Here is a 26,765-nt window from a genome sequence, read left to right as displayed (position 1 = left end):
CGCTGGAGGCGTGAAGCCGTTGCTCGTGGTCGACGCAGCCAACGTCGTGGGGTCGGTCCCCGACGGGTGGTGGCGCGACCGTGCGGGCGCGGCCGAACGCCTCCGCGACGCCCTGCGCGGCCGTGACGAGGAGGTCGTCCTGGTCGTGGAAGGCAAGGCGCGCAACGTCTCCTCCGTCGACGACGTCCGCGTGGTCTCCGCTCCCGGCGATGGCGACGACACGATCGTCGAGGTCGTGCGCGCCGAAGGCACAGGACGTCCGGTGACGGTGGTGACCGCCGACCGCGAGTTGCGGCAGCGGGTGATGGCGCTGGGAGCCGAGGTGGCAGGCCCCACCTCGGTGCCGCGCGGTTAGAGCTCGAAGAGGCTTTCGAGGACCTGCGCCACGCCGTCCTCGGTGTTCGGCGGAGCGTGGTTGCTGCAGGCCTGCTTCACGAGCGGGTGCGCGTTGCCCATCGCATACGCCGTGCCGGCCCAGCCGAGCACCGACAGGTCGTTCGGCATGTCACCGAACGCGATGACCTCGTGCTTGCCGATTCCCCTGGTGTTGCAGAGGGATTCGAGCGTGGCGGCCTTCGAGACGCCCGGCGGGCTGATCTCCAGCAGGCCGAGCCCGCCCGAGTGCGTGACCGAGACGTGCTGCCCGACGGCCTCCCTGGCGATCTCCATCATGTGGTCGGCCTCGGCGTCCGGTGCCCACGCGAGCATCTGCACGACCTGGTGCGCCTCGTCGAAGACGTGGTCGAGCAGCTCCAGCGTCCTGTGTGGATTCTTCGGCCCGAAGCCCTGGAAACCGGGCTCCGACAGCACTTCCAGTCCGGTCTCGACCGCGATGCCGACGTTCGGGATCACCTCGGCCAACGCCTCGGACACCTTCCGCACGACGTCGAGCGGCACCGTCTGCGCGTGCGTCACCTCGCGGTTCGTCAGGTCGTAGATCATCGCGCCGTTGGAGCAGATCGCGGTGCCGGTCAGCTCCAGGTCCTGCACGAACCGCGGCGGACGCGCCGTGACGACCACGACGTCCGCGTCGACGGCGTGGAGCGTGGCGCGGGTCCGATCGCTCAGCACCCCGCCCGGTTGCAGCAGCGTGCCGTCGAGGTCCGTCGCGATCAACCTGATCATCGGCTGATTATCGGTCAGGGACTACCGGCCGCGGGCGAGAAGACCGGAAGCCGTGACCTCGACGGTGCGGCGCACGACGTCCTCGAAGTCGATCTGCAGGGCAGCCAGCGACGGGTCCGCGGCGTACACGGCGAGCAGCGCCTCCGGGGGACGGCTGCTCGGCCAGGCGGAGCCCACCACGATCAACACCGTCCGGACGAGGGCGGAGGCCCCCTCGTCGCCCAGTTCCGGCAGGTGCCGGGCGGTGAGCCGGACCAGTGCCTCCAGTTGCTCGCGGACGGCGTGCTTGTGCCGGATCGCGGTGTCGACCGAGATGTTGTGCTCCAGCACGGTGGCCTGCGCGCTGACCAGGTCGCACAGCACCGGCCGGCGTGCCAGCGAGGACGCGAGGAGCTCGGCCAGCCGGTCCTCGCGCTCCCGGACTCCGCCGCCGGGCACCGCCTCGCGTTCCAGCTCCGCTATCCAGCTCGCCCCCTCGGCTTCCAGCAGCTCCAGCAGCACGGCTTCGCGGGACTCGAAGTAGCGCAGCACGTTGGCCTTGGCCAGGCAGACCCTGCGGCTCAGGCCGTTGAGCGTCAGCTCCGACACCGGCATCTCGGTGAGCATCGAGGCCGCGGCGCCGAGGATCTGCCGCCGGCGCTCGTTGCGCTGCTCTTCGGTGCGCGCTCGCTGGAAACCCATGCCGCGCATGTTACAGACCGGCGGTACTTTACTAAGAGACCGTTGGTCCGTTATGGTGGCGATATAAGAGACCGCCAGTATCTAATGAGGTGTGGCCGTGTACCAGGTTCCTGACCAGCGGGGTAAGCGCGTCGTCGTCACCGGCGCGAACAGCGGGACCGGCAAGGAGACGGCCAAGCGACTGGCCGGTGCCGGGGCCGACGTCGTGCTCGCGGTGCGCACCGAGGCCAAGGGCGAGCAGGCGAAGGCGGAGATCCTCGCGGCACACCCCGGCGCCCGGTTGGAGGTCCGTCGGCTCGACCTGGCGGACCAGGCGTCGGTGCGCGCGTTCGCCGACGGCCTGTTCGCCGACGGCCGCCCGCTGGACGTGCTGGTGAACAACGCCGGCGTGATGAACGTGCCGGCGCGGACCGAGACCGTCGACGGCTTCGAGCTCCAGCTGGCCAGCAACTTCCTGGGCCCGTTCGCGTTGACCGTCCGGCTGCTGCCGTTGCTGCTGGCCGCTCCCGCGCCCAGGGTCGCCACGATGAGCAGCGGGGCCGCGTTCCGGGGCAAGATCGACTTCGACGACCTGCAGTCGCGTCGCCGGTACAGCCCGACGCTGGCCTACTCCCACTCCAAGCTCGCCGACCTGCTGCTGACGGTGCGCCTGGCGGACCTCGCGGAGGAGCGGGGGTGGCCGCTGCTGTCGGTGGGCGCGCACCCCGGCTACACCCGCACCAACCTGATGACCTCCGGTCCGCGCCTGAACGGCGGACGGCCCGGCCTCGTCGAGGCGTTGATGTACAGGATCGTGCCGTCCCAGGGCGTCGAGCAGGGCTCCGAACCCCTGCTGTACGCGGCCGCCGACCCCGCGGCGGTCCCCGGCGGCTACTACGGACCGCGCTGGGCGCTCGTCGGCCCGACCAGGCCCGCCTCGATGCCGCGGGCCGCCAGGGACAAGGCGCTGGCCGCTCGTCTTTGGACCGAGGCCGAACGCCTCACCGGCACTCCGGTGGAGGTGGTGGGGCGCTGATCGCCGGTGCTCGGGCAAGATCGGTCCATGACCCATCGTGTTGACGACATGCCGTTGCCGGTCTGGCTCCCGGAGTCCGGCTCCGGCCCCGGCATCGTGCTGATCCAGGAGATCTTCGGGCTGGACGGGTACCTGCGCGGCATCGCGGAGAAGCTCGCCGCGCTCGGCTACGTCGTGGCCGTGCCCGAGCTCTTCCACCGCTTCCAGCCGGGCTGGGTCGGTGAGCACGACGAGGCGGGCATCGCGAAGTCGATGGAGGTCGTCGGCAACCTCGACTTCCCGCTCGCCGTGCAGGACGTCGTCAGGTCCGTGCAGTACCTGCGAGGCCTGCCCGAGGTCACCGGCGGCGTCGGCGTGCTCGGCTTCTGCCTCGGCGGCACCCTGGCCTACGCCGCGGCCACCGCCTCCGACCCGGACACCGCCGTCTCGTTCTACGGCTCGGGCGTGCCGGACCAGATCGGCGCGCTCGACCAGGTGTCGTGCCCGATCCAGTTCATCTTCGGCACCGAGGACTCGTTCATCACCGGCTACCAGAAGGTCGCGGACGCGGTGGCGGCGCACGAGGGCGCCGAGATCCACCTGGAGGCCGCGGGTCACGCGTTCCTCAACCACCTCGGCCCCTGGTACGACGAGGCCGCCGCCGACCGCGCGTGGGGCGTCGCCACGCAGTTCCTCGCGCGCACCCTGCCCGTCTAGGAGATGCACGGCACCGCGAGCTGCTGCGAGAAGAACCTCTCCAGCGGCTTGCGGTGCAACCGGCGCTCGACCGCGATCAGCTCGTTGCGCCGGTAGTGCCTCACCTGCGTGCTCGTGACGACGAACCCGTTCCGTTCGGTGGTGGGCATCTCGTCGTAGAGCAGCGCGTGCTGTCCTTGTGTCACAACGACGTCCGCCAGTCCGTCCGGGATCTCGCTCGCACGCGTCGCGATCGTGGCCGCCAGCGCGTCCGGCCGGCTGCGCAACCGGCGGTGCGGCCACGGCACCCCGTGGTGCTCGGCCTCCAGCGACCGGTGCAACGCCCTGGCCGCGTGCCGGATCGCCTTGATCGAGTCGCCGCCGAGCACGTGCACACCGGGCCCGTCCAGCGCGGTGTCCCTGCGGAAACCGGTGCACACCACGACCTTGTCGTAGCGCAGCTCGCCGGTGCCGTCGATCGTCGCGACGAACTCGTTGCCGTCCTTGACGATCCGCTGCACGGACCGCCCGACGGTGTGCGTGAGCCGCGCCGTGGAAGCGATGTTGTCGGCCGTCTCGAACGCGCTGGGTCCACGCCCGACGATCAGCACGCGCTTGCCCGCGTACTCGGTCGGATCGGTGCTCGCGCTCGCGTACGTCTCGGCGTGCTCGAAGCCGGGAACGCCTGGCACGTGGGGCTTCTTGCCGGTCGCGACGATGACATGCCGCGCCTGGTACGAGCCCAGGTCGCTGACCGGCGTGCGGTAGCGGATGTTCAACGGCCGCGCGAAGTCCTCCAGATAACGCACGAGATCGTCCGCACTGGGAAAGGACCGCTTGCTGTAGCGCGCGAACGGCGCGCCCTCGAACAGCGAGTTGTCGTCCGTCGAGAGCACGCGGTGCCGCGGGAACGTCCGGAAGAAGCTCGCCGGCCCGGGTTCCTTCTCGACGATCAGGTAGTCGCGGCCCGCGCGGTGCAGGAAGCGCCCCATCTGCAAGCCCGCCGGACCCGCGCCGATCACCAGGTACTCCACCATCACGCACCTCCCGGCGTCCTCTACGCCGAACACGGCGAAAAGGTTCAGACGGGCGGTCTGAGTTCCATGATGAGGGCTACCGGTGGGTTCGGGTCAACTAACGTCCACCACGTGGATTCCGGCCTGCTCTGGTCAGTCAAGAGGCACATCGGCCTGGTCGTGCTGATCGGCCTAGTGGTCTTTGGGGCGTCCGCAGTACTTCTGTGGTCCGCCTTGGGTTTTCCGGCGACCGCGGCGTCCAGGCTGGACATCGTCAAGGTCTCCCTGACCGTCGTGGCGGGCGTCGGCGGCGTCGTGGCACTCGTCGTCGCCTACCGCAAGCAGCGCATCAGCGAGGCCGCCGAGACCCGCGAACTGACGAAGCTGCGCACCGAACGCTTCGGCGCCGCCTGCAACCAGATCGGCAACGAGTCGCCGACGGTCCGCCTTGCCGGCGTCTACGCCCTCGCCGCCCTGGCCGACGAGTGGACCGCGCAACGCCAGGTGTGCATCGACGTGCTCTGCGCCTACCTGCGCATCCCGTACGAGCCGGCGCTGGAGTCGGAGTGGTACCTCGACGCCGAGTCCGAGGTGCGCCTGGCGATCACCAGTGTGATCTCCCGCCACCTGCGCGACGGCGCACCGGTCAGCTGGCAGGGCCACGACTTCGACCTCGTGCGCGCGGTCCTGCGCTCAGCCGACTTCTCCGGCGTCCAGGTGCCGTCCGGCAAGTTCCTCCTGAGCCTGGCGCAGTTCCCCGCCGGCTGGATCTCGTTCGACGGGATGGTGGTGAGCGGCGGCGAGGTGTGGTTCGGCGGCGCCTCGTTCACCGGCGCACGGGTGACGTTCGACGGCGCCGAGTTTCGCGCCGGACGTGTGAAGTTCGAGGGGGCGGAGTTCACCGGCGGCGAGGTGTCGTTCCGCAGTGCGCGGTTCGCCGGCGGCGAGGTGGACCTGTCCGAAGCGGTCATCTCCGTGGCGCCGGTGTTCGACGAGGGAGAGAAGCCCGGCCTGAAGCTGCCGTGATTGTCGGTGGTCGCTGCCATGATCACCGCCATGGGAACCTGGGACATCGGACACTTCGACAACGACACCGCCGCGGACTTCTCCGGCACGCTTGACAAAGCGCTCGAGAGCGAGCGCGAGGACATCGTCCGCACCGCGCTGACCCGCACGATCGAGACCGAGGAGTACCTCGACAGCGACGACGCGTGCACGGCCGTGGCCTCGGCCGCCCTGATCGCCGCGCAGTGCCCGGGCGGCAAGCCGATCTCGGCCTACGGCCCGCACGAGCCGCTGCCGGTGTTCTCGACTGATCTCCGGCCCCTCGCCGTCCAGGCGCTGGACCGCGTGCTGGCACCGGAGTCGGAGCTCACCGAGCTGTGGGACGACGCCGGGCACGGCCCGCTGTTCCGGCAGGGCATCACCGACCTCAAGGCCGTCCTTCTCACGTGATGGACGCCGGAACAGGACGACCGTCCACAGTGTTGGATACGGCCGTGACGACTGTGAAGCGCCGTGCCCGTGTCCGTGCCCCTGAGCTGGTCGGACGCGGCTGGCTGAACACCGGTGACGCCACGGTCAGCCTCAAGGACCTGCGCGGCAAGATCGTGCTGCTCGACTTCTGGACGTTCTGCTGCATCAACTGCCTGCACGTCCTCGACGAGCTGCGCCCGCTGGAGAAGGAGTTCGAGGACGTCCTCGTCACGATCGGCGTGCACTCGCCGAAGTTCGTGCACGAGGCCGACCCCGAGGCGCTCAAGGCCGCCGTCGAGCGGTACGGGGTGCACCACCCGGTCCTGGACGACCCGGAGCTCACCACCTGGCAGAACTACGCCGTGAAGGCGTGGCCGACGCTGACCCTGGTCGACCCCGAGGGCTACGTCGTGCACGTCGCCGCTGGTGAGGGGCACGTCGAGGCGCTCAGGACCATCATCAGGGAGCTGGTCGAGGAGCACGACGAGAAGGGCACGCTGCACCGCGGTCACGGTCCGTACCAGGCGCCGGAGCCGGAGAACACCACGCTCCGCTTCCCCGCCAAGGCCGTCGTCACGCCGAGCGGCACGATCCTCGTCAGCGACTCGGCCCACCACAGCATCGTGGAGCTCGAACCGGACGGTGAGACCGTCATCCGCCGCATCGGCACCGGCGAGCGCGGCCGGCGGGACGGGCTGAACCCCACCTTCTCCGAGCCCGCGGGTCTCGCGCTGGTTCCCGGCACCAACGACGTCGTCGTCGCCGACACGGTCAACCACCTCCTCCGCAACCTGAACCTCGACACCGGCGAGGTCACGACGCTCGCGGGCACCGGCGAGCAGTGGCGTGACGGGGAGACCGACGGGCCGGCCGACAAGATCGACCTGACGAGCCCGTGGGACGTGGCGTGGTGGAACGGCGGTGTCGCGATCGCGATGGCCGGCAACCACACGCTGGGCTTCTTCGACCCCGGGAACAACACCGTCAAGAGGCTGGCCGGCACCACCGTCGAGGGCATCAACGACGGGCCGGCCGAAGGGGCCTTCTTCGCGCAGACGTCCGGGCTCGCGGCGGACGGCGACCGGCTGTGGATGGTCGACTCCGAGACGAGCGCGCTGCGCTACCTCGAGGACGGCGAGGTCCACACCGTCGTCGGCAAGGGGCTGTTCGCGTTCGGGCACAAGGACGGTGACGCGGACGAGGCACTGCTGCAGCACCCGCTGGGTGTCACGGTCCTCGACGACCACTCGGTCGTCATCAGCGACACGTACAACAACGCGATCAGGCGTTTCGACCCCGAGACGAACACGCTGACCACGATCGCCACGGACGTCGCCGAGCCGTCCGACGCGCTCGTCGTCGACGGGGAGCTCGTCGTCGTCGCGAGCGCGGCCCACCGGCTCGAACGGTTCGCGGCGGCCGCCACGAAGATCGACGGCGCTGCCCACGAGGTGAAGCGGCCCTCCACCGACATCGCGCCGGGCGAGTTCGAGCTCGCGGTCGTCTTCACGCCGCCGACCGGGACGAAACTGGACGAGAGGTACGGACCCTCCACCCGTCTGGAGATCACCAGCTCTCCTCCGGAGCTGATCGTCGAGGGTGCGGGCGTCGGAACCGAACTGGTACGGGCGTTGCGGATCAACGATCAGGTCACGAACGGCGTTCTGCACGTAGTAGCGCAGGCGGCCAGTTGCAGTGACGATCCTGCCGACGAACACCCGGTGTGCCGTCTGACCAGGCAGGACTGGGGGGTTCCGGTTCGAGTTGTTGCCGATGCACCTACCCGTCTCCCGCTGCTGATGGGCGGCATGGACGAGGAAGGTCGGCAGGGCACGTAGACTCTGCTGGTGCCTGATGTCAAGCTCGAGATCCAGATGCTGTACGACCGTGTGATGGTCCGCATCTCGCCCGAGGACGGCGAGCGGCGTTCCAGCGGAGGCATCGTGATCCCCGCTACGGCCCAGATGGCGAAGCGGTTGGCGTGGGGTGATGTGTTCGGAGTCGGTACCAGCGTGCGCCACGTGAAGGTCGGTGACCGGGTGATGTTCAACCCGGAAGATCAGCTTGAGGTCGAGGTGCACGGCACCACGTATCTCGTGATGAGGGAACGCGATCTGCACGCGGTCGCCACCGAGCTCACCGAGCACGGGACTGGTCTGTACCTATGAGCCGCCGGTTCGTGATCGACGCCTGATAGCTGCACACATATGCCACCTCAGGAGAGACAGGGCAACGGGGAGAGCTGTGCCGTACGACGCTGACAAGACGAGAGCGATGCCTCCGGTGGGTCCCGGAGGCACGTCCTCGGAGCAGACGACCAAGATCGCTCCGGTCCAGGTGGACGCCTCGACCGAGGCGTGGCCGTCTGAGGAGCCGGACTCGAACGAGCCGACGGTCACCGCGGCTGTGCCCGGTGTCGGCTTCCCGGCCGGCGAGGACGCCACGGAGTACATGAGGCCGGTGGCGCCGCCCGAGCCGCAGCCAGAGGACTCCGGCGTCTACGGGCCCGTGATGATCGAGCCGGGCGAGGACGAGGCCAAGCCGAAGAACACGAAGAAGAAGGCGTTGATCGTGGCCGCGGCCGTGGTCGGCGCCTTCGGTCTGCTCTACGGCCTCGACATCCTCGTCTCCAGCGGCAACGTGCCGCGCGGTGTGACGGTGGCGGGCGTCGACGTCGGCGGCATGAGCCACGACGAGGCCGAGAAGAAGCTGCGCGACGAGATCGGCCCGCGGCTGAACAAGCCCGTCGCGCTCAAGGCGGGCGACGTCACGTCCGAGCTCGACCCGAAGTCCGCCGGCCTGGAGCTCGACTGGAACGGCACGATCGAACGTGCCGGCAGCCAGCCGCTGAGCCCCTTCACGCGCGTCACCTCGTTCTTCACCAGCCGTGAGGTCGGTGTCGCGACGAAGGCCGACGACGCGAAGGTCTCCGGCGCGCTCGAGGCCCTGCGCCCCAAGCTCGACCACGAGCCGATCGAGGGCACCATCAAGTTCGAGGGCGCGAACCCCGTCGCCGTCGAGCCGCACGACGGCCAGAAGCTCAAGGCGGAAGAGGCCGTGAGCGCGGTCGTCGCGAACTGGGCCTCCGGCAACCCGGTCGAGGTCCCGATGGACTTCACCCCGGTCAAGACGACCAAGGAGGGCGTCGAGAAGGCGCTCAACGAGATCGTGAAGACCGCGGTGTCCGGTCCCGTCGTCATCAAGGGCGAGGGCAAGGACGCGACGCTCACGCCCGAGCAGATCGGCACCACGCTGGCCTTCGCCCCCGGTGAGGGTGGCGCGCTGAACGTCACGCCGAACAAGGACAAGCTCGCCGAGGTGACCGGGCCGCAGCTCAAGGACACGGTCAAGCAGGGCAAGGACGCCGCGATCGTCTTCGAGGGCGGCAGGCCGACCGTCAAGCCGTCGGTGGACGGCCTCGACCTCGACTGGGACAAGAACCTCCAGCCGTACTTCGACACGCTGAAGAAGACCGACGCGCGCGAGGTCAAGTTCGAGTACAAGCACACGCCCGCGAAGGTCACCACCGAGCAGGCGAACAAGATGGGCATCAAGGAGGTCATCGGCGAGTTCCAGACCGGTGGCTTCGCTCCCGCCTCGGGCGTCAACATCCGGGTCGTGGCCGAGAAGGTCAACGGCGCGATCGTGAAGCCCAAGGAGACGTTCAGCCTCAACAAGCACACCGGCCCCCGCGGTACCGCGCAGGGCTACGTCGAGGCGGGCATCATCGAGAACGGCATCCCCGGCATGGCGGTCGGTGGCGGCATCTCGCAGTTCGCGACCACGCTCTACAACGCGTACTACTACGCGGGCATGAAGGACGCGGGCCACAAGGAGCACAGCTACTGGATCACGCGGTACCCGAAGGGCCGCGAGGCCACCGTGTTCATGGACGGCGCGGGCAACAGCCTGATCGACATCGCCTTCACGAACCCGGACGACACGGGCGTCGCCATCCAGACGATCTGGACCCCGGGGTCCATCAAGATCGTGCTCTGGGGCACCAAGAACTACGACGTCACGGGCTCCACCAGCGGTGACTTCAACCCCACCCAGCCGCAGGAGAAGAAGGTCAACAAGGCCGGTTGCGCGCCGAGCAACGGCGCTCCGGGCTTCTCGGTGACGGACACCCGCACGATCACGGACCGTCGCACGGGCCAGACGCGCAGCGAGTCGCGCACGGTCCGGTACGACCCGCAATTCAAGATCATCTGTGAGCCGCCACCCGGCGGCTGAGCAAATTTCAGGTTGACAGTGGCCACGCGCGGGTAGTCACCCGTTCGTGGCCACTGTTGCGCAAGAGGCGCGAAGACACCCCGTCGTCCAGACGCTCGGACGGGCGGGAATGGTGTTGTACGGGGTCGTGCACGTCCTTGTGGCGTGGCTCGCGATCCAGGTCGCGTTCGGCAGTTCCGAACAGGCCGACTCGAAAGGCGCGCTGAGCGACATCGCTCAGGGCGGCGCGTGGTTGCTGTGGACGCTCGCCATCGGGCTCGTGTGCTTCGCACTGTGGCAGCTGCTGCTCGCCTTCGTCGGATACACCTACATCAGCAAGAAGCGGAAGCGCATCTCCAAGCGCATCGGCTCCGCGGCACGCGCCATCACGGCGACCGGTATCGCGCTGGGTGCCTTCAAGTACGCGACGGGCTCGGGTGGCTCCGGCGACCAGAGCCAGCAGCAGCAAGAACTCACGGCGCAGGTGCTCGCCCTCCCCGCCGGCCAGTTCCTCGTCGGCGCCGTGGCGATCGGCATCCTCTGCATCGCCGGCGTGATCATCTACAAGGGCATCAAGAAGTCCTTCGAGAAGGACCTCGACATGAGCCGCGCCCCGAGCTGGATCGAGCCGGTCGGCAGGATCGGCTGGATCGGCAAGGGCACCGCGTACGGCGTGATCGGTGTCCTCGTCGGACTCGCCGCCGTCAACGCCGACCCCCAGCAGTCCGGCGGCATGGACAAGGCGCTGAAGACGCTGGCGGCACAGCCTTACGGCATGTTCCTGCTGTCCGCCGTGGCGATCGGCATCGCCGCTTTCGGCGTGTACTGCTTCGCGGCGGCACGCGCTCTCAAGGAGTGACGGAGGTGGCCGTGCGCCTGTGCCGATGCCGGGCCGCGGCCGCCTGCGCTTCCACCGTCATGGACGACAGCACCTGTCCCGGCGCCACGTAGAGGACGTTGGGGCTGGCGGAGTCCGGACCCCAGCCGGGACTGCCGCGCAGCAGCAGGAGGTCGCCGGGACTCGGGTCCATCCCCTCGAACCAGGAGTCCTGCTCGACTCCGGTGCGCTCCCACGCGATCACGGCCTTCGTGCCGCGCTTGGCTCGCTGGTACACCTGCGCGACCCTCGCCAGCTCCGCTTCCGGTGACACCTCGCGCAGCGCGTTCATGTGCTGCTCGTACCCGAACCACAGCTCGTCCTGGCGCACCTGCCGGTTCTTCAGGCGTCGCAGGACGATCGTCGCCAGCGCCACGACGCCGACGACCGCGCACAGCATCAGCAGGTACAGGAACACCGGCCAATCTTTGATTCCGAACGAGGGCCTGTCAACTGACAACGAAATCAAGCTGCACCGTGTGAGGTGATCGCGCTACCGTGCCGATCATGTCGAGTCCTGAGGCATCCAGGGTCGGGTCTGCGGTCTGAACCGTCAGCCCCGGTAAACCCCTCGTCCTCGGAGCTCCTCCGTGCCTTTTTCGCTGTACCTGCTTGCCCTGGCCGTGTTCGCCATGGGCACCTCTGAGTTCATGCTCTCCGGGCTGTTGCCCGCCGTCGCCGCCGACTTCCACGTCTCCGTGGGCACCGCCGGCACGCTCACCTCGGCCTTCGCGGCGGGAATGGTCGTCGGCGCACCGCTGATGGCCGCGCTGGCCCGTGCCTGGCCACCGAGGCTGAGCCTGTTCGCGTTCGTCGCCGTCTTCTTGACGGCACACCTGGTCGGGGCCGTCACCGAGAGCTTCGCCGTGCTGCTCGTGACCAGGGTGGTGGCCGCGCTCGCGAACGCCGGTTTCCTCGCCGTGGCGCTGACGACCGCCACGGCGTCGGTACCGCCACGTCAACGTGGACGGGCGCTCGCCGTGCTGCTGTCCGGCACGACGGTGGCCATGATCGCCGGTGTGCCGGGAGGATCGCTGCTCGGCACCGCGCTCGGCTGGCGTGCCACGTTCCTCGCCGTCGCGGTGCTCTGCCTGCCGGCCGCTGTCGGTGTCCTCCAAGGGACTCCACCGCGTCAGCAGCACGCCGCCGTCGCGTTGCGACCCGAGTTGGCGGAGCTGCGGAAACCGCGGCTGGTGCTGGTGATCGTGCTCGCGGTGCTGGTGAACGCGGTGACCTTCGGCCACTTCACGTTCCTGGCGCCGGTCGTCACCGATGTCGCCGGACTGGGCGAGTGGTGGGTGCCGGTCGTGCTGGTGCTGTTCGGCGTCGGCTCGTTCGCGGGGGTCAACGCGGGTGGACGCCTGTCCGGCTCCGCGGCACGCCCGGTCGTCGCGGTCGGCGGGGTGCTGGTGCTCGCCGGGTGGTTCAGCCTCGACGTGCTCGGCCGTGAGCCGGTCGTGTTGCTGCCGCTGGTGTTCGTGCTCGGTGCGCTGTCGTTCGCGGTGGGCAGCACGTTGATCGCGAGGGTGCTGCACCACGCGGCGGGAGCGCCGACGATGGCCGGCTCGTACGCGACCGCCGCGCTCAACATCGGTGCCGTGGCCGGTCCGCTCCTCTTCGTGGCGCAATGAAAAACGGGTCCTCGCACCTCGGGCAGGAGGTGCGAGGACCCGTAGTCCCTCGAGGCGCTTTAGAAAACGCTCTCGTCGATGTCCATCAGCGCGTTGTCCGTGGACTCCGCGATCTTGCGGCGGGCGGTGAGCTCCGGCAGCACGGTCTTCGCGAAGAACGACGCCACCGCGATCTTGCCCTCGTAGAACGCCTTGTCCTTGGCGGACGGCGTGCCACCGAGCTTCTCCAGCGCGACCTCGGCCTGGCGCAGCAGCAGCCAGCCGACGAGGACGTCACCCGCGGTCATCAGCAGGCGGACCGAGTTCTGGCCGACCTTGTAGAGGTTGCGGACGTCCTCCTGCGAGGTGGTCAGGAACCCGACCAGCGCGCCGAGCATGCCCTGCAGGTCTTCGAGACCCTGCTTGAGCAGCGCCCGCTCCTCCTTCAGTCGACCGTTGCCGCCCTCGTTGTCGAGGAAGGACTGGATCTCGCCGTTGATGAACGTGAGCGCCTGGCCCTTGTCGCGGATGATCTTCCGGAAGAAGAAGTCCAGCGACTGGATGGCCGTGGTGCCCTCGTACAGCGAGTCGATCTTCGCGTCGCGGATGTACTGCTCGATCGGGTACTCCTGCAGGAAGCCCGAGCCGCCCAGCGTCTGCAGTGACTGCGCCAGCTGCTCGTACGCGCGTTCCGAGCCGACACCCTTGACGATCGGCAGCAGCAGGTCGTTGACCTTGGCCGCCAGCTCGGCGTCGTCGCCACCGAGCATCACCTTGTCCTGCAGCGTCGCGGTGTACAGGTACACGGCGCGCAGGCCCTCGGCGTACGCCTTCTGCAGCATCAGGCTGCGGCGGACGTCCGGGTGGTGGGTGATGGTGACGCGGGGCGCGGTCTTGTCCGTCATGCGCGTCAGGTCGGCGCTCTGCACGCGCTCCTTGGCGTAGGACAGCGCGTTCAGGTAGCCGGTCGACAGCGTCGCGATGGCCTTGGTGCCGACCATCATGCGGGCGTACTCGATGACGTCGAACATCTGCGCGATGCCGTCGTGCACCTCGCCGAGCAGCCAGCCCTTGGCGGGCACGCCGTGCTGGCCGAAGGTCAGCTCGCACGTGGTGGACGCCTTGAGGCCCATCTTGTGCTCGACGTTGGTGACGAAGGCGCCGTTGCGCTCGCCCAGCTCACCGGTCTCCGGGTCGAAGTGGAACTTCGGCACCAGGAAGAGCGACAGGCCCTTGGTACCGGGCTTCGCCTCGATGCCTTCGCCCTCGGGACGCGCGAGCACCATGTGCATGATGTTCTCGGTCAGGTCCTGGTCGGCGGACGTGATGAACCGCTTCACGCCCTCGATGTGCCAGGAACCGTCCTCCTGCTTGAAGGCCTTGGTGCGGCCGGCGCCGACGTCGGAACCGGCGTCCGGCTCGGTCAGCACCATCGTGGCGCCCCAGCCGCGGTCGATCATCAGCTGAGCCCACTGCTTGTCGCGCTCAGTGCCGTTGTTGTAGACGACCGTCGCGAAGCTCGGGCCCGCCAGGTACATGTAGACGGCCGGGTTCGCCCCGAGCAGCAGCTCGGACGCGGCCCACGTGACCGACGGCGGGGTGCCGAAACCGCCCAGCTCGTTCGGCAGGAACAGGCGGTACCACTCGCCGTCCCACACCGCCTGGTACGACTTCTTCAGCGACTCGGGCAGGGTCGCCGAGTGCGTCGCCGGGTCGAACACCGGCGGGTTGCGGTCGGCGTCCACGAAGGAGTCCCCGAGGACACCCTCCGCGAGGTTCTTCACCTCGGCCAGCACGCTGCGCGCAGTGTCCTCGTCGGACTGCTCGAACGGCCCCTTGCCGAGGTGGTCCTGCACGTTGAAGACCTCGAACAGGTTGAACTCGAGATCCCGGACGTTGCTCTTGTAGTGGCCCATCTCGTCAGCTCACTCCTCAGGGTCGCGGCGGGGTCGCCTACTGACCGGTAACAACAGGGTATTACTCGACAGTAACCCCGGCAAGGCCGACCACCCACTGGTGGCGAACCAGACAGTCCTCCGCGTCACCTGAATCGGGCATGAGGGCCGGTCAGACGCGTGCCGGCCGCTGGAGGGGCCAATTTTCGGCGGCGCCGGGTTCGTCTGCTCGCGAAGCTCGGTGAAGGCGGGTGTTCGGGCTACTCGAACGCGGCCGGACAGCCGATCAGCAGGCCCGACCGGTAGGCGAGCGACACCGCGTGCGTCCGGTCGCGTGCGCTGAGTTTGCGCAGGATGCCTTTGACGTGGGTGCGCACGGTCTCCACGGACACGATCAGCTCGTTCGCGACCTGCTGGTTCTCGAGGCCGTCCGCGATCAGCGTGAGCACCTCGTACTCGCGCCTGCTCAGCGTCGGCCGCTCCTTCGGTCGCAGGTCGGGGTGCACGTACCCGCGCGAGCGGACCGTCTCCGCGATCACCCGCGCGATCTGGCCGGACTCGGCGCTGCGCGGCACGACCCCGCGGACCCCTGCCTCCAGCGCGGACGTCACGTAGTTCGCGTGCGAGTGCGCGTCGCGGACCAGTCCGATGACCAGCAGGGCCGGGTCGCGCTCGGCCAGCAGCCGGGCCACGTGGCCCACCGGGTCGAGCACGGAGTCGATGAGGAGCACGTCGGGCCGCAGTCGTTCGTGCAGGCGAACGGCGGCGTGCGGATCGCCCGTCGAACCGAGCCAGCGCAGGCCGGGGGTCCGTCTGATCAGGGCGGACAGGCCTTCTCGGTAGAGCGGCACGGGATCGATCAGCGCGACGCCGGGGGCAGGCCGGCCGGGCGGGAGCATCAGCACCTCCGTTCGTGCTTCTGGAGGAGAGACGTCGTTCCCTCGGACGTGTGACGCGGAATAGGCAGTTCACGTGGATGAACAAGGGTCACGAATGTGATTCAAGACGGCCGAAGGTCTTCCATCCCACCGCAACAGTCTCGTAAGACCTACGTCACATATCCCGTGCGGATGTGCCAGGTTCCGCCGCCATGAGGCCTGGTGCTCTCGCGGGCACACGTGTGTGCACGCAAGGAGGTCACATGGGCACCCTCGATTGGATCGTGGTTGTCGGCTATTTCTTCGTGATGGTCGGGATCGGGCTCTGGTCGCGCGGGCGAGTCCACAACATCGCCGACTTCTTCACGGCAGGCGGCAAGATGCCGTGGTGGTTGTCCGGCATCTCGCACCACATGTCGGGCTACAGCGCGGTCATGTTCGTCGCGTTCGCCTCTGAGGCGTACCGGCTCGGACTCACCGTCTACGTGTGGTGGTCGCTGACCATCGGCATCGGCGTCGGCATCGGTGCGTTCCTCTTCGCGCCCCGGTGGAACCGGCTCCGCGCGAAGCACGACGTCAAGTCGCCGCTCGAGTACCTGGCGAAGCGCTACAACGTGCCCACCCAGCAGGTCATGGCCTACGCGGGTGCGTTGCTCAAGGTCGTCGACATCGCCGCCAAGTGGGCGGCCGTCTCGATCCTGCTCCGCGGCTTCGCGGGTGTCCCGATCACCTGGGGCATCGTCATCATCGGCCTGGTCACGATGATCTACTCCGTGCTCGGCGGCCTCTGGGCCGACGCGCTCACCGACTTCGGCCAGTTCATCATCCAGGCGGCCGCGGGCTTCGCGATGCTGTTCGCCGTCGCCGGCGCCCTCGGCTGGGACTTCCCCGTGACGATCTGGGACAAGCTCCCGGACAGCCACAGCGACCCGCTGGCGGGCCCGTACACGTCGACGTTCCTGATGGCGCTCTTCCTCATCAAGACGCTCGAGTACAACGGCGGCATGTGGAACCTGGCGCAGCGCTACATGGCCGCGCCGTCCGGCTTCGCGGCCAAGCGGTCCGCGCTGCTCTCGTCCGCGCTGTGGCTCGTGTGGCCGCTCGTGCTGTTCTTCCCGATGTGGGCCGCCCCGCTGATCGTGCCGGGCCTCGAAGGCGCCCAGGCGGAGAACGCGTACATCGAGATGGGCAAGGAGATGCTGCCCGCGGGCATGATCGGCCTGGTCCTGGCGGGCTTCTTCTCGCACACCATGGCCATGGTGTCGTCGGACGCGAACGTCATCGCCGCGGTCATCAACCGCGACATGCTGCCCCACCTGTGGAAGAAGGTGAAGACGTTCTCCGCGGACAACCAGCTGAAGCTGGCTCGCATCACGACCTTCACCTTCATCGGCGTGAGCATGATCATCGCCATCGCCTCCGGAGGCCAGGGCTTCGTGCTCAAGGTGGTGGTCGACCTGGTCGCCGCCACGATGGGGCCGATCGCGATCCCGCTGATGCTCGGCCTGCTGCCGTGGTTCCGCAAGATCGGTTCGACGGCGGCGATCGCCTCGGTCGTCGGCGGCCTGGGCATGTGGGCGTTCCTGTACGTCGAGCAGATGAACAAGGCCGCCTGGGTCACCAAGGGCGTGCTCGTGTCGTGGCCCCTGCTGCTCTCGCTGGTGCTCTACCTGTCGATCGGCTTCCTGAAGAAGGAGCCCTCCACCGAGCGCGACGTCCTGCTCGACTCGCTCAACTCCGACGAGCCCGAGCCGGAGCGGGTGAAGGCGTAAGCCGTTCGTTCCGCATGATCCTCGCGGCGGCGCACCCGAACAGGGTCGCCGCCGCGAGCCACACGTAGGGCATCGGCGTTCCGGTGTAGGTCTGCGCCGTGCTCGCCAGCACGACCGTCGCACCCGCGACCAGCCCGGTCGTGTGCGTGACCGGGAACTCGCTCCTCAGCACCGTGAAGACCGCGACGGGCACGAGCAGGAAACCGTAGGCCAGCACGCGCGTCAGCAGGTTGGCGTGATCGGCGATCTCGTACTTGAGCGCGGGGAGGGCGAGCATCGTGAGGACCACGCCCAGAGCGAGCCCTCGTGCGAGGCTCTTCACGCTTTGCCCTTGCCAGGAACGCGTCATGCGCTTCAGGACGCGTGTGTGGCGCATCGGTTGCCGTGGCGTGCGTCATCGTCACGAGACTCTTCCTGCTCTCGCATGCACAGTGGATGCATGGGTAAGTGGTCTCCCGCAGACGACGCGGAACTCGCCACGGGCTGGCGGCTCTGGCTGGAGCTGAGCGACCGCGTGTGGCCGGACCCGTCGTGGGACGGCACGCCGGCCGACGCCATCCGTCAGGTGCGATCGCTGCTCGCCGTGTGCGAGGAGATCCGCCTCTCCTACCTCGCGGAGACCTCGCGGCCTTCCGTGGCTCTGCTGCAACTCCTGCAGTCGATGTCGTTCGTCGCCTCGTTCCCGGTCGACCTGTGGCACGACGACACACACCCGTTGGACGTCGAACGAGCCGAGCTGCTGCACGGGGACCTGGCGTCGTTCGCCGAGCACGTGGCCGGTGTGCGCGCTGCGCTCGCACGCGGTGGCGGCTGGGTGGAGCTCGACCGCCGGCCGTGGGGCCTGCCGGTCGACTGAAGCTTTTCGGGTTTGTTCCAGAAATGCCGAAAGCCCTCACGCGTGGAGGGCTTTCGGCATTTCTGCGCGCTGATCCGGTCTAGACGATCAGGTCGGACTCGATGCGCTTGAGCTGGTGCCGGGCCAGCGCGAGGTTCGCGTTGTCCCTTTCCAGCACCAGGTACAGGAACAGCGACCCCCTGTTCTTCACGCCGCCCATCAACCGGATCAGGTGGTACTGCCGGTGCAGCGTGATCAGGATGTCCTCGATGCTGTCGCTGAGCCCGAGCGACTGCATCACCCGGAGTTTCGAGCGAATGACCTCGGTGTTCCCGGCCGCCGCGATCTCCAGGTTCAGCCAGTCACCTCCGCCGCTGGTGCCGAGCGACATCCCGCTGTCGTAGTCGACCAGTGCGACACCGACAGCGCCGGAGATCGACATGGCTTCTTTCAGCGCGGTATCGATGTTCATCAAACTCCACTTCCCTATGTCTACTGGTGATCGAGGCGGCGCATCCGATTTGCCGTCACTCGGTCGTGTGCGGACATGTCTCCAGAACGAAGACATCATTGACGAGAACCGTGAACCGAGCGTGGGCATGAGCGGCGACCATTTTTCGCACTGGTGCTTCTACGAGGAAAGGATCACGCCGACTCGCTCGATGACGGGCCGGGTCTCGTGCAGAAGACGGCCGAGGTTCAAACCCTTGTCCCCGAGCACGACCATCAGGGACAGCCTGCCGATGGCGTACACGGCCATGTAGCCCTCGCTGCCGAACACCACGGTCTGGCTGAGGGTGCCCAGACCGATCACCTCAGCCGCCTGACGTGCGATGCCGAGGTCGGCGGCGGCCAGGGCCGAGATGTGGGCGGGGTCGATGTTCTTCGCCACGTCCGCGACGATGGGGATGCCGTCGGACGCGGCGATGACGGTGTCGGTCACTCCGGCGACGTTTTCTCGAAGCTTTCGCAGCTCGGCGCTCAGAGCGTCGTAGTCCAATTCACTCCCTTTCAGGATCGGAAATGTCGAACCGCTCAGGACAAACATCACACCTCCGAAGACCTCAGGGAGATTTCGACATCCGGTTCGGCGCGCGTCCGCGGGCGCAACGCGGCCAGCCCCCAGTGCGAACACCGGAACGACGTCGCGGGCGGGGCGATTTCCAGCAGTCCGTCCTCGAGCATCCGGCCGATCTCGACGGTGACCGGATGAAGACTCCGGCCGAGCGCGAACGCCAGGTCCCGCGCGGTGCGCCGTCCGTCGGCGAGCGCGACGATCTCCCGTCGTTCCGCCGACAGACCGGCCGGCTCCGTCACGCGGCCGGGCATCACCCGGTCCCGGTACGGCGACAGGGAGAACGCGGCGATCGCGTCCAACCGGCGGGCGGTCCCGGCCAGAAGCACGTCCGGCGCGACGCCTTGCTCCGCAGGTAGCAGCGGCGGATCGATGCACTCGTCGAAGACGTATCGCTCGATCTCGCCCGCGGCCGTGGCGAACGCCCCGTCCTGCACAGCGACCATCACAAGGCTCTGGATCTCGGTGGCGGCGATCCCGCGGGCGACGAGCGCCGCCTGCAGGGACCGCGTCTCGACACTTTCCACCAGAGCCGCGGTCCAGTCCCCTTCCTCGATCCGGCCCGAACTGAGCAGCAGCATCTCCGCTCCGGGCGAGCCGGGACTGTCCACCGAGATCACCGCGCCGTCGCGGAAATGGAACTGCCCGCCTGCGTTGCCCGCAATGCGCAATGTTCCGGTGACTCGATCCGCGTGACACCGCGCCAAAGCCTGCACGAGGACGTCGAATGCGGCTCGATTGTCGCGTCTCAGGGGGTGACTCCGGGTTAAATCGAACTTACGGAGAGGGACTGCCTGGCCAAGTGATCATCCGATCGAGTGCGGTACTCGAATCGAAAGAGCGACAGCCAGGGCTACTTCTTACCTTCCGATAGCGCGAATCCATGCCATGCGTCACCTGATCGAGTGAAACATTCCAATTGAGACGGGAACGTTTTATTCACGATAAATGAATCAAGCGGTAAGAGGGGTGCCCCGCTGCGACGTCACGGGGTCCGGGGGTCCGGGGGCGGAGCCCGCCCGGCTGGGGTCTGGGGGCTCGGCCCCCAGAAAACACCGAAGCCGGTGCGGCCTGCGTTTTCCGCAGGCACACACCGGCGCCGGTTTCGAGCGGGTGACGGGAATCGAACCCGCCTCTACAGCTTGGGAAGCTGTCGTTCTACCAATGAACTACACCCGCGATGAGACCGCGTGAGCAAGCTCGCCGCCGATCATACACAGAGCGGGAACCTGCGGTGCGCCCGTCTTCGGTTAGCCTGTCCCGGTGCTGCTGAGTGACCAGGATCTGCGCAAAGAGGTCGAGTCAGGCCGTCTCGTCCTCGACCCCTTCGACGTCGAGATGCTCCAGCCGTCGAGCTTCGACGTGCGGCTGGACCGGTTCTTCCGGGTCTTCAACAACACCAAGTACACCCACATCGACCCCTCGCAGCAGCAGGACGAGCTGACGAGCCTGGTCGAGACGCCGGAGGGTGAGCGGTTCGTGCTGCACCCCGGTGAGTTCGTGCTCGGGTCGACGTACGAGATGGTGACGCTGCCGGACGACCTGGCCGGGCGGCTCGAGGGCAAGTCCAGCCTCGGCAGGCTCGGTCTGCTCACCCACTCCACCGCGGGCTTCATCGACCCCGGCTTCTCCGGCCACATCACGCTGGAGCTGTCGAACGTCGCGAACCTGCCCATCACGCTGCACCCCGGCATGAAGATCGGGCAGCTGTGCCTGTTCAAGCTGTCGAGCCCGGCGGAGCACCCGTACGGCTCGAAGCAGGCCGGCAGCCGGTACCAGGGCCAGCGCGGTCCGACTCCGAGCCGCGCCTACCTGAACTTCCACCAGACCGACACCCGCCGCTAGCTCAGGTCGCCGTACCGCTCCAGCACCCGCCGGCGCAGTTCGGGGTCGGTGCGCGGGACGGGTTCGAGGAAGATCTCGTCCAGGTCCGGGAACTGCGTGCGCAACTCCGCGGAGATGCGCACGCACGCGTCTTCCAGCTGATGTGCCGTCAACGCGTCGTCGAAGTCGAGTCGTGCGCACAGCAGCACGCGGTCGGTGCCGATCGACATCGTCAGGACGTCCACGACGGCGTCGACCTCGGTCACCTCTGTGAGCCGGCGCCAGATCGACTTCACCATCACCGGGTCCGCCTGCTGCCCGATCAGCAGGCCGCGGTTGGTGCGCGCCAGCACGTAGGCGACCAGCGCGAGCAGCACGCCGATCGCCAGCGACGCGAGGCCGTCCCACAGCGACGAGCCGGTCAGCTGGTGCAGGCCGAGGCCCGCGAACGCCAGCACCAGGCCGATCAGGGCGGCCGAGTCCTCCAGGAACACCGTCTTCACGGTCGGGTCGTCCGAGACGCGCAGGAAGTCCCAGAAGCCGCGGCCGTGCGCGGCGGACTCGGAGCGGACCTGCCGGAACGCCTGCGTCCACGAGATGGACTCCAGGACGAACGCCAGGCCCAGCACGACGTAGCCGACCAGCGGCCGGGTCTGCTCCTCCGGCTCGCCGAAGACCGTGCGGAAGCCCTCGTAGAACGCGAACATCGCGCCCGAGGCGAAGATCGAGACCGCGGCCAGCAACGACCAGAAGTAGCGCTCCTTGCCGTAGCCGAACGGGTGGCGGCGGTCGGCCGGCCGGTCCGAGCGGCGCAGGGCGGTCAGCAGGAGTGCCTCGGTGAACGTGTCGGCCACCGAGTGCGCGGCTTCGGAGAGGATCGCGGCCGATCCGGTCAAAACACCCGCGACGGCCTTCATGACCGCGATGGCCAGGTTGACCAGCAGTGCGAGGACGACGGTCAGCGTGCTTTCGCCCGAGCCCTGCGGCTTCTCGCTCATGTCGATCAGCCTAGGCGGCGGGCCGCGAAGCACCCGTCCACTACTGCATTCGAGTGACATTCGGCGCCGGGGGCAACATCGGCCGCGGCTGAGGTGTCTTACAGGCGGGATCCGCAACCGGGGGGGACGCTGATCACCAGGGGGTAAGACGGAACGGCCCGCGTCCGGGAGAGACGCGGGCCGTTCTGCATGTCCGCCTCTTGTCGGGGAATCACGATCCGATCACTGTGGCAACCGGCCGGCTGGCTCGTGCGACCCATGTCCGCAAGCCCTGGGGAGGGCTTGCGGACATGGATTCTCTGGGGGAGAAATGCGCAAGTTCACCGTTGGTCTCGTCGCGGTCGCGTCCGTTCTGCTCGCCGGTTCGCCGGCGCTCGCCGAGCGGCCCAACACCGTCAACGGCGAGATCTGGCTCGACGTCAACGAGGACGGCGTTCGTCAGGCCGGCGAGCCGCCGCTGGCGGGCGCCGGGGTCGGTCTGCCGGGCAAGCCCGCCAACGCCACCACCGACGAGCACGGCCGGTACCGGTTCACCGGCCTCGCCGACGGCACGTACGACATCGAGTTCTTCCGGCCGGTGGGGCACGGTCTCACCAAGCCCGGCATCGACTCCGACGTCGACTGGCTCAGCGGCGGCAGGCACTCCGTCACCGTGCGGCACGGGTCGCGGCAGCGCGTGGACGCCGGTTACCGCAGGGCCGACCACAACAAGAGCGTGGGCGTGGTGGAGGCGGACCGGCAGTCGATCGCGGTCGGCGAGCGCGTCACGTTCAAGGTGTTCTACGCCAACGTCGGCAACGTCGCGGACCAGATCCAGCTCGACGCGCGCTGGGGTGCCGGGTTGAAGCTGGAGAGCATCTCCGGCGCCGTCCACCACGTCTGGGCCACCGAGGCCTCCACGTTGCTCGGCGCGGTCGCACCGAGTTCGGGTGCGACCTTCGCACTGGCCACGTTCGTCGCGACCGCTCCGGGCGGGACGAGCGTGGAGTTCGGTGTTCCCGCCGACGTCGAGGGCGACTCCGACCCGGCGAACAACGTCGCCCACGGGCACGTCACCGTCGTCGGCTGACGGAACTAACATCGTGGGATGGGCAACCGTGGTGCGGACGACACCGATGCCGAGGTCGAGTCGTGGAGGGCCATGGTTCCGGCGATCGATCCGGTGGTCGAAGGCGTGGTCGACCGGGTGCACCAGATCAGCAAGTACCTCGACTTCCTCGCCACGGAGATCGCGGCGCCGCACGGGCTGAACCGCGCGGACTACGAGATCCTCGCCCGGCTCTTCTGGATCGGGCCGCCGCACCGGCTCACGCCCAAGCAGCTCGCGAACGGCACGTTGAGCCCGGCGACCACGATCACGAGCCGCCTCGACCGGCTGGAGAAGGCGGGTCTCGTGGTCCGCGCGCTCGATCCGAGCGACCGCCGCTCGTTGCCCGCGACGCTGACCGACGCCGGTCGCGAGATCTTCCTGCAGATCGTCGCGGGTCAGGCGGAACGGGAGCGCGACCTCTTCACCGCGCTGCCCGGTGCCGACCTGGAGCACCTGCGCGACCTGTTGCGGCAGGTGATGGAGGTGTTGTCGGGCGAACTCGGGCCGGCTCACCGTCGCACCAGGCTCGCACTCGACAGCAAGGAGTAATTGCTGCGAACTCGTACTATCCGATATCGTGCTAACTGGCATGAGAGGGAGGGGTGCGAGATGGGTGGCTACCCGTTGTCGGAGTGACCTGGAACACGCAACACTGACCCCCGGTGTACCGATGTCCTAAGTGGAGCAATTCGGACACTGGGGGAGTCAGTGAGGAACACCTTCGCCGTCGCGACGACGGCTGCCCTCGTGCTGACCGCGACGGGCGCTCCCGCCCTCGCGCAGGACGAGACCATCAGCATCACCGGCCGCGTCTTCGTCGACCACAACGGCAACGGCACCTTCGACGAGGGCGACGGCGTCCGGGTCGGCGGGCCGGGCGTCCGGATCACCGACGAGGACGGGCGCACGACGGACCTCCCGGTCGGTCCCAGCGGCATGTACCGGGTCCAGAAGCTGCTCAAGTCCACGTACAAAGTGGAGACGCTCGACGTCGTCAACTACACCACCGCCAAGAGCTCCTACACGACCTCGGAGACGGTGACCGGCGGCGACTTCGCACTGGTCGGTCAGGTCGCGAAGGGCATCGCGTACGTCGACGCCAACGGCGACGGCGCCAAGCAGGCGGACGAGAAGTCCGTCACCGAGGGGATCAGGGTCACCGGTACCGCCAGGGACGGCTCCCCGGTCGACGTGACCAGGACCGCCGGCGCGGACGGCGCTTACCGGTTCGACCTGCCGCTCGGCGACCACACGCTCACGGCGCCGCTGCTCAACGCCGACAACCTGGTCCTCGGCAAGCCCAACGCCGCCACGGACATCGACTGGGCCACCGGCATCCGCAAGCTCACCGGTCCGGCCGAGCAGGTCGACCTGCGCTACATCACCGCGGCGGCGAACATCACCGTCAAGGGTTCGCTCGTGCCCGCCAAGGACACCTACGTGGTCGGCGAGGAGATCACCGCGAAGGTGCGGCTCGTCAACACCGGCAACGCGCCGGTCATGCCGACCATCGGGCTGGGCCAGTTCCACGCGAAGGTGCTGCGGCACAGCGACAACCTCGAGGCGGAGGGCAGCACCCAGTTCGAGCTCGAGCACCGGATCGTTCCCGGTGCGACCGAGGAGATCGAGCTGACGTTCACGCCCACCGGCACGATCTTCACCGCGTTCAACCTGGTCGTGTTCGACTCGATGCGCGCGCTGAAGGACGTCGACACCACCGACAACGTCCTGCTGATCTCCACGAAGGTCGTCGAGAAGGGCGCGGAGACCACCGCCCCGGCCACGACGACCACCACGGTCGCTCCGGCCACGACGACCACCACGCAGGCCGTGGCGCAGGCGGGCAACAAGTCCGGGCTCGCCTCGACCGGTGCGTCACCGCTGGGCTTCCTGGCCCTCGGCAGCGTGCTGCTCGCAGCAGGTGCGAGCGCGTTCTTCCTCGCACGCCGCCGCCGCTCCTGATCACAGCAGTTCTTCTGGGGGACAAGTGAAAAAGCTCTTCGCCGTCACCATGACGGCTGCTCTCGCGCTGCCCGCGGTGGCCACCACCGCGGCGGCCGAGAACGAGACCATCACCATCGAGGGCGCGAACTTCCTCGACCGCAACGCCAACGGGAAGTTCGACGAGGGCGAGACCCTGCGCCCGGACACCCGCATGCAGGTGAAGGACCTCGAGACCCGCCAGATCGTGTGGGACTCGCACGCCAACCGAGGCGGTCGCTACCACGTCGAGCTGCGGAAGGGACCGAAGTACTCGATCACCGTGGACCTCGGCGCCTACACGGCCGAGCGCACCGAGTTGATCGTCTCCGAGGACGACGCCCACGCCGACTTCGCGTTCACCGGCACCTTCCTCAGCGGCTTCACCTTCGTCGACTCCAACGGTGACGGCGTGAAGCAGGCCGACGAGAAGCCTCACACCGGCAAGGTGAAGGTCAGCGGCGTCACTCGGGCCAACCTCAGCTTCACCGCCGAGACCGAGGCCGACGCGAACGGCGCCTACCTGTTCGACCTCCCCCTGGGCGACCTGACGATCACCGCGCCGGATCTGAGGAAGAGCCGCCTCACGCTCGCGGAACCGAAGTCCGCCAACGACATCGACTGGCTGACCGGCACGCGCGCGGTGGGGGAACCGGCGAGCCGCCGGCTCCAGGTCGACCTGCGCTACGTCGAGGCCAAGGCCGATTTCGCGCTCGCCTCCACGATCACGCCGCTCAAGGAGACCTACACCGTCGGCGACCAGATCGAGCTGAGGCTGGCGGTGTCCAACAAGGGCAACGTGCCGGTCGCACCGACCGTCGTCCTGGGATCGTTCGCCGCGAAGCTCCTGTCGCACAGCCCCAACGTGACCGTGGAGGACGACGACGTCTTCACCACCGTCGACAAGATCCTGCCCGGCGAGCAGGCGGAGATCGCGCTGAAGATCGAGTTGGACGACGTGGAGTACGCGGAGGTGCACGCGATGGTGCGCTTCGTCCCCGGCGGCTACCAGGACGTCGATCCGACGAACAACGTCGTCAGCACGCTGATCAAGGTCGTCGGGAAGGCCGGGGAGAGCACCGCGCCGACCACCACGACCACCACCGCGCCGGCGTCGACGACCACCACCACGACGGCTCCGGCCGTCGCGCAGGCGGGCACCAGGTCCGGCCTCGCGTCCACCGGCGCCTCGCCGCTGGGCTTCCTGGCTCTCGGCGCCCTGCTGCTCGCGGCGGGCACCAGCGCGTTCTTCGTGGCGCGCCGCCGCCGGTCCTGACCACTTAGGACCCGCCACGGTTAGTCTGCGGCATGGGCATCTTGGTGCATGTGCTGCTGACCGCCGTGGCGGTGTGGGTGTCGACCGCCCTTCCCGGCATCGACCTGGGCGAGGGTTCCACCGGGTCGAGGATCCTCACGCTGATCGGCGTCGCGGTGATCTTCGGCCTGGTGAACGCGGTCGTGAAGCCGCTGGTGAAGTTCTTCGGCTGCCTGTTCTACCTGGTCACGCTCGGCCTCATCGGGCTCGTGGTGAACGCGCTGCTGTTCATGCTCACCGGGTGGCTGGCCGAGCAGTTCGACCTGCCGTTCCGCGTCGACGGCTTCTGGCCCGCGTTCTGGGGCGCGATCATCGTCGCGCTGACCGGCTGGGTGCTGAACGTGGTCTACGACAAGATCACCGACAGCGACTGACACACGAACGAAAAAGGCCCTCGGTCCACAACGGACCGA

28 protein-coding genes, 1 tRNA gene and 1 pseudogene are annotated in these 26,765 nt (G+C 68.3%); 18 read left to right on the top strand and 12 right to left on the bottom strand.

Annotated features, from left to right (window positions below):
• The first annotated feature begins 10 nt into the window (after nt 1-10).
• Complete coding sequence (locus ORI60_RS08420) at nt 11-355, top strand: NTP pyrophosphohydrolase (RefSeq protein WP_323055888.1); 345 nt, start codon at nt 11-13, stop codon at nt 353-355.
• On the opposite strand, the gene ORI60_RS08415 is transcribed toward ORI60_RS08420, so the two are convergent.
• Nucleotides 352-1,125 (bottom strand): HAD family hydrolase, encoded by a 774-nt coding sequence (locus ORI60_RS08415; protein ID WP_266036034.1) that lies wholly within the window; start codon nt 1,123-1,125, stop codon nt 352-354. The two genes, ORI60_RS08420 and ORI60_RS08415, sit on opposite strands and share 4 nt — an antisense overlap.
• Nucleotides 1,126-1,146: 21 nt before the next feature.
• Entirely contained in the window at nt 1,147-1,806 is a 660-nt protein-coding gene (locus ORI60_RS08410) for a TetR/AcrR family transcriptional regulator (RefSeq protein ID WP_266036033.1), read from the bottom strand.
• A 97-nt stretch (nt 1,807-1,903) separates the two neighbouring features.
• On the opposite strand from ORI60_RS08410, the gene ORI60_RS08405 reads away from it, so the two are divergent.
• The gene (locus ORI60_RS08405; RefSeq protein ID WP_266036032.1) at nt 1,904-2,821 is read left to right on the top strand and encodes an SDR family oxidoreductase; all 918 of its coding nucleotides are present in this window, start codon (nt 1,904-1,906) and stop codon (nt 2,819-2,821) included.
• Nucleotides 2,822-2,848: 27 nt separating this feature from the next.
• Nucleotides 2,849-3,517: a dienelactone hydrolase family protein gene (locus ORI60_RS08400; protein ID WP_266036031.1), complete on the top strand. Its 669-nt coding sequence runs from the start codon at nt 2,849-2,851 to the stop codon at nt 3,515-3,517.
• Here the strand turns inward: ORI60_RS08400 and ORI60_RS08395 are convergent.
• The gene (locus tag ORI60_RS08395) at nt 3,514-4,566 is read right to left on the bottom strand and encodes an NAD(P)-binding domain-containing protein (protein WP_266036029.1); all 1,053 of its coding nucleotides are present in this window, start codon (nt 4,564-4,566) and stop codon (nt 3,514-3,516) included. The two genes, ORI60_RS08400 and ORI60_RS08395, sit on opposite strands and share 4 nt — an antisense overlap.
• A gap of 78 nt (nt 4,567-4,644) precedes the next feature.
• Here ORI60_RS08395 and ORI60_RS08390 point away from each other — a divergent pair, with 78 nt between their 5' ends.
• The 6 genes from ORI60_RS08390 (at nt 4,645) to ORI60_RS08365 (ending at nt 11,062) form a co-directional block, all read left to right on the top strand.
• Nucleotides 4,645-5,538, top strand: coding sequence for a pentapeptide repeat-containing protein (locus tag ORI60_RS08390; protein ID WP_266036027.1), 894 nt, complete (start codon nt 4,645-4,647; stop codon nt 5,536-5,538).
• 30 nt (nt 5,539-5,568) lie between these two features.
• Entirely contained in the window at nt 5,569-5,967 is a 399-nt protein-coding gene (locus tag ORI60_RS08385) for a DUF4259 domain-containing protein (protein WP_266036025.1), read from the top strand.
• Nucleotides 5,967-7,826, top strand: coding sequence for an NHL domain-containing thioredoxin family protein (locus tag ORI60_RS08380; RefSeq protein WP_266036023.1), 1,860 nt, complete (start codon nt 5,967-5,969; stop codon nt 7,824-7,826). Before ORI60_RS08385 ends, ORI60_RS08380 begins: the two co-directional genes overlap by 1 nt.
• 36 nt (nt 7,827-7,862) lie before the next feature.
• Entirely contained in the window at nt 7,863-8,156 is a 294-nt protein-coding gene (locus ORI60_RS08375; RefSeq protein WP_084401587.1) for a GroES family chaperonin, read from the top strand.
• A gap of 283 nt (nt 8,157-8,439) precedes the next feature.
• Nucleotides 8,440-10,224, top strand: coding sequence for a VanW family protein (locus ORI60_RS08370; protein ID WP_416234383.1), 1,785 nt, complete (start codon nt 8,440-8,442; stop codon nt 10,222-10,224).
• Between the two features lie 46 nt (nt 10,225-10,270).
• Nucleotides 10,271-11,062 (top strand): DUF1206 domain-containing protein, encoded by a 792-nt coding sequence (locus ORI60_RS08365; protein ID WP_266036019.1) that lies wholly within the window; start codon nt 10,271-10,273, stop codon nt 11,060-11,062.
• Here ORI60_RS08365 and ORI60_RS08360 read toward each other — a convergent pair.
• The gene (locus tag ORI60_RS08360; protein ID WP_266036017.1) at nt 11,052-11,498 is read right to left on the bottom strand and encodes a hypothetical protein; all 447 of its coding nucleotides are present in this window, start codon (nt 11,496-11,498) and stop codon (nt 11,052-11,054) included. The two genes, ORI60_RS08365 and ORI60_RS08360, sit on opposite strands and share 11 nt — an antisense overlap.
• 172 nt (nt 11,499-11,670) lie before the next feature.
• On the opposite strand from ORI60_RS08360, the pseudogene ORI60_RS08355 reads away from it, so the two are divergent.
• A pseudogene (locus tag ORI60_RS08355) lies at nt 11,671-12,696 on the top strand (Cmx/CmrA family chloramphenicol efflux MFS transporter); the annotation flags it as partial.
• Nucleotides 12,697-12,770: 74 nt separating this feature from the next.
• Here the strand turns inward: ORI60_RS08355 and ORI60_RS08350 are convergent.
• Both ORI60_RS08350 and ORI60_RS08345 read right to left on the bottom strand, forming a co-directional pair.
• Nucleotides 12,771-14,606, bottom strand: coding sequence for an acyl-CoA dehydrogenase (locus ORI60_RS08350; RefSeq protein ID WP_266036013.1), 1,836 nt, complete (start codon nt 14,604-14,606; stop codon nt 12,771-12,773).
• Between the two features lie 239 nt (nt 14,607-14,845).
• On the bottom strand, nt 14,846-15,484 hold the full coding sequence (locus ORI60_RS08345) for a response regulator transcription factor (RefSeq protein WP_266036011.1): 639 nt from the start codon (nt 15,482-15,484) through the stop codon (nt 14,846-14,848).
• A gap of 242 nt (nt 15,485-15,726) precedes the next feature.
• Here ORI60_RS08345 and ORI60_RS08340 point away from each other — a divergent pair, with 242 nt between their 5' ends.
• The gene (locus ORI60_RS08340; RefSeq protein ID WP_266036009.1) at nt 15,727-17,235 is read left to right on the top strand and encodes a sodium:solute symporter family protein; all 1,509 of its coding nucleotides are present in this window, start codon (nt 15,727-15,729) and stop codon (nt 17,233-17,235) included.
• Here the strand turns inward: ORI60_RS08340 and ORI60_RS08335 are convergent.
• Nucleotides 17,195-17,557, bottom strand: a complete 363-nt coding sequence (locus ORI60_RS08335) for a hypothetical protein (RefSeq protein ID WP_266036008.1) — start codon at nt 17,555-17,557, stop codon at nt 17,195-17,197. The genes ORI60_RS08340 and ORI60_RS08335 overlap by 41 nt on opposite strands.
• Nucleotides 17,558-17,674: 117 nt before the next feature.
• Here ORI60_RS08335 and ORI60_RS08330 point away from each other — a divergent pair, with 117 nt between their 5' ends.
• Nucleotides 17,675-18,091, top strand: a complete 417-nt coding sequence (locus ORI60_RS08330; RefSeq protein ID WP_266036006.1) for a hypothetical protein — start codon at nt 17,675-17,677, stop codon at nt 18,089-18,091.
• 79 nt (nt 18,092-18,170) lie between these two features.
• On the opposite strand, the gene ORI60_RS08325 is transcribed toward ORI60_RS08330, so the two are convergent.
• The 4 genes from ORI60_RS08325 to ORI60_RS08310 form a co-directional block, all read right to left on the bottom strand.
• Nucleotides 18,171-18,542 (bottom strand): hypothetical protein, encoded by a 372-nt coding sequence (locus ORI60_RS08325; RefSeq protein ID WP_266036004.1) that lies wholly within the window; start codon nt 18,540-18,542, stop codon nt 18,171-18,173.
• 159 nt (nt 18,543-18,701) lie between these two features.
• A complete protein-coding gene (locus ORI60_RS08320) occupies nt 18,702-19,118 on the bottom strand; it encodes a roadblock/LC7 domain-containing protein (RefSeq protein WP_245983082.1) in 417 nt (138 codons plus the stop codon).
• On the bottom strand, nt 19,118-19,861 hold the full coding sequence (locus ORI60_RS08315; protein ID WP_266036000.1) for a hypothetical protein: 744 nt from the start codon (nt 19,859-19,861) through the stop codon (nt 19,118-19,120). The genes ORI60_RS08320 and ORI60_RS08315 overlap by 1 nt, the downstream gene beginning before the upstream one ends.
• Before the next feature lie 392 nt (nt 19,862-20,253).
• A tRNA-Gly gene (locus tag ORI60_RS08310) sits at nt 20,254-20,324 on the bottom strand.
• Between the two features lie 84 nt (nt 20,325-20,408).
• On the opposite strand from ORI60_RS08310, the gene dcd reads away from it, so the two are divergent.
• The gene (dcd, locus tag ORI60_RS08305) at nt 20,409-20,990 is read left to right on the top strand and encodes a dCTP deaminase (protein ID WP_266035997.1); all 582 of its coding nucleotides are present in this window, start codon (nt 20,409-20,411) and stop codon (nt 20,988-20,990) included.
• Here the strand turns inward: dcd and ORI60_RS08300 are convergent.
• Nucleotides 20,987-21,967, bottom strand: coding sequence for a cation diffusion facilitator family transporter (locus tag ORI60_RS08300; RefSeq protein ID WP_266035995.1), 981 nt, complete (start codon nt 21,965-21,967; stop codon nt 20,987-20,989). The two genes, dcd and ORI60_RS08300, sit on opposite strands and share 4 nt — an antisense overlap.
• A 310-nt stretch (nt 21,968-22,277) precedes the next feature.
• On the opposite strand from ORI60_RS08300, the gene ORI60_RS08295 reads away from it, so the two are divergent.
• The 5 genes from ORI60_RS08295 (at nt 22,278) to ORI60_RS08275 (ending at nt 26,726) form a co-directional block, all read left to right on the top strand.
• On the top strand, nt 22,278-23,036 hold the full coding sequence (locus ORI60_RS08295) for an SdrD B-like domain-containing protein (protein WP_266035994.1): 759 nt from the start codon (nt 22,278-22,280) through the stop codon (nt 23,034-23,036).
• A gap of 18 nt (nt 23,037-23,054) precedes the next feature.
• Nucleotides 23,055-23,606 carry a MarR family winged helix-turn-helix transcriptional regulator gene (locus tag ORI60_RS08290; RefSeq protein ID WP_266035992.1) on the top strand — a complete coding sequence of 184 codons (552 nt, stop codon included), beginning with the start codon at nt 23,055-23,057 and terminating at the stop codon, nt 23,604-23,606.
• Between the two features lie 159 nt (nt 23,607-23,765).
• Nucleotides 23,766-25,019 (top strand): hypothetical protein, encoded by a 1,254-nt coding sequence (locus ORI60_RS08285; RefSeq protein ID WP_266035991.1) that lies wholly within the window; start codon nt 23,766-23,768, stop codon nt 25,017-25,019.
• Between the two features lie 25 nt (nt 25,020-25,044).
• Complete coding sequence (locus ORI60_RS08280) at nt 25,045-26,313, top strand: LPXTG cell wall anchor domain-containing protein (RefSeq protein WP_266035990.1); 1,269 nt, start codon at nt 25,045-25,047, stop codon at nt 26,311-26,313.
• Nucleotides 26,314-26,345: 32 nt separating this feature from the next.
• Entirely contained in the window at nt 26,346-26,726 is a 381-nt protein-coding gene (locus tag ORI60_RS08275; RefSeq protein WP_266035988.1) for a phage holin family protein, read from the top strand.
• Nucleotides 26,727-26,765 lie beyond the last annotated feature (39 nt).

Source organism: Lentzea sp. NEAU-D7 (assembly GCF_026242055.1).
In the GTDB taxonomy this organism is placed as follows: domain Bacteria; phylum Actinomycetota; class Actinomycetes; order Mycobacteriales; family Pseudonocardiaceae; genus Lentzea.
This window is presented reverse-complemented; position numbering and strand designations above follow the sequence as displayed.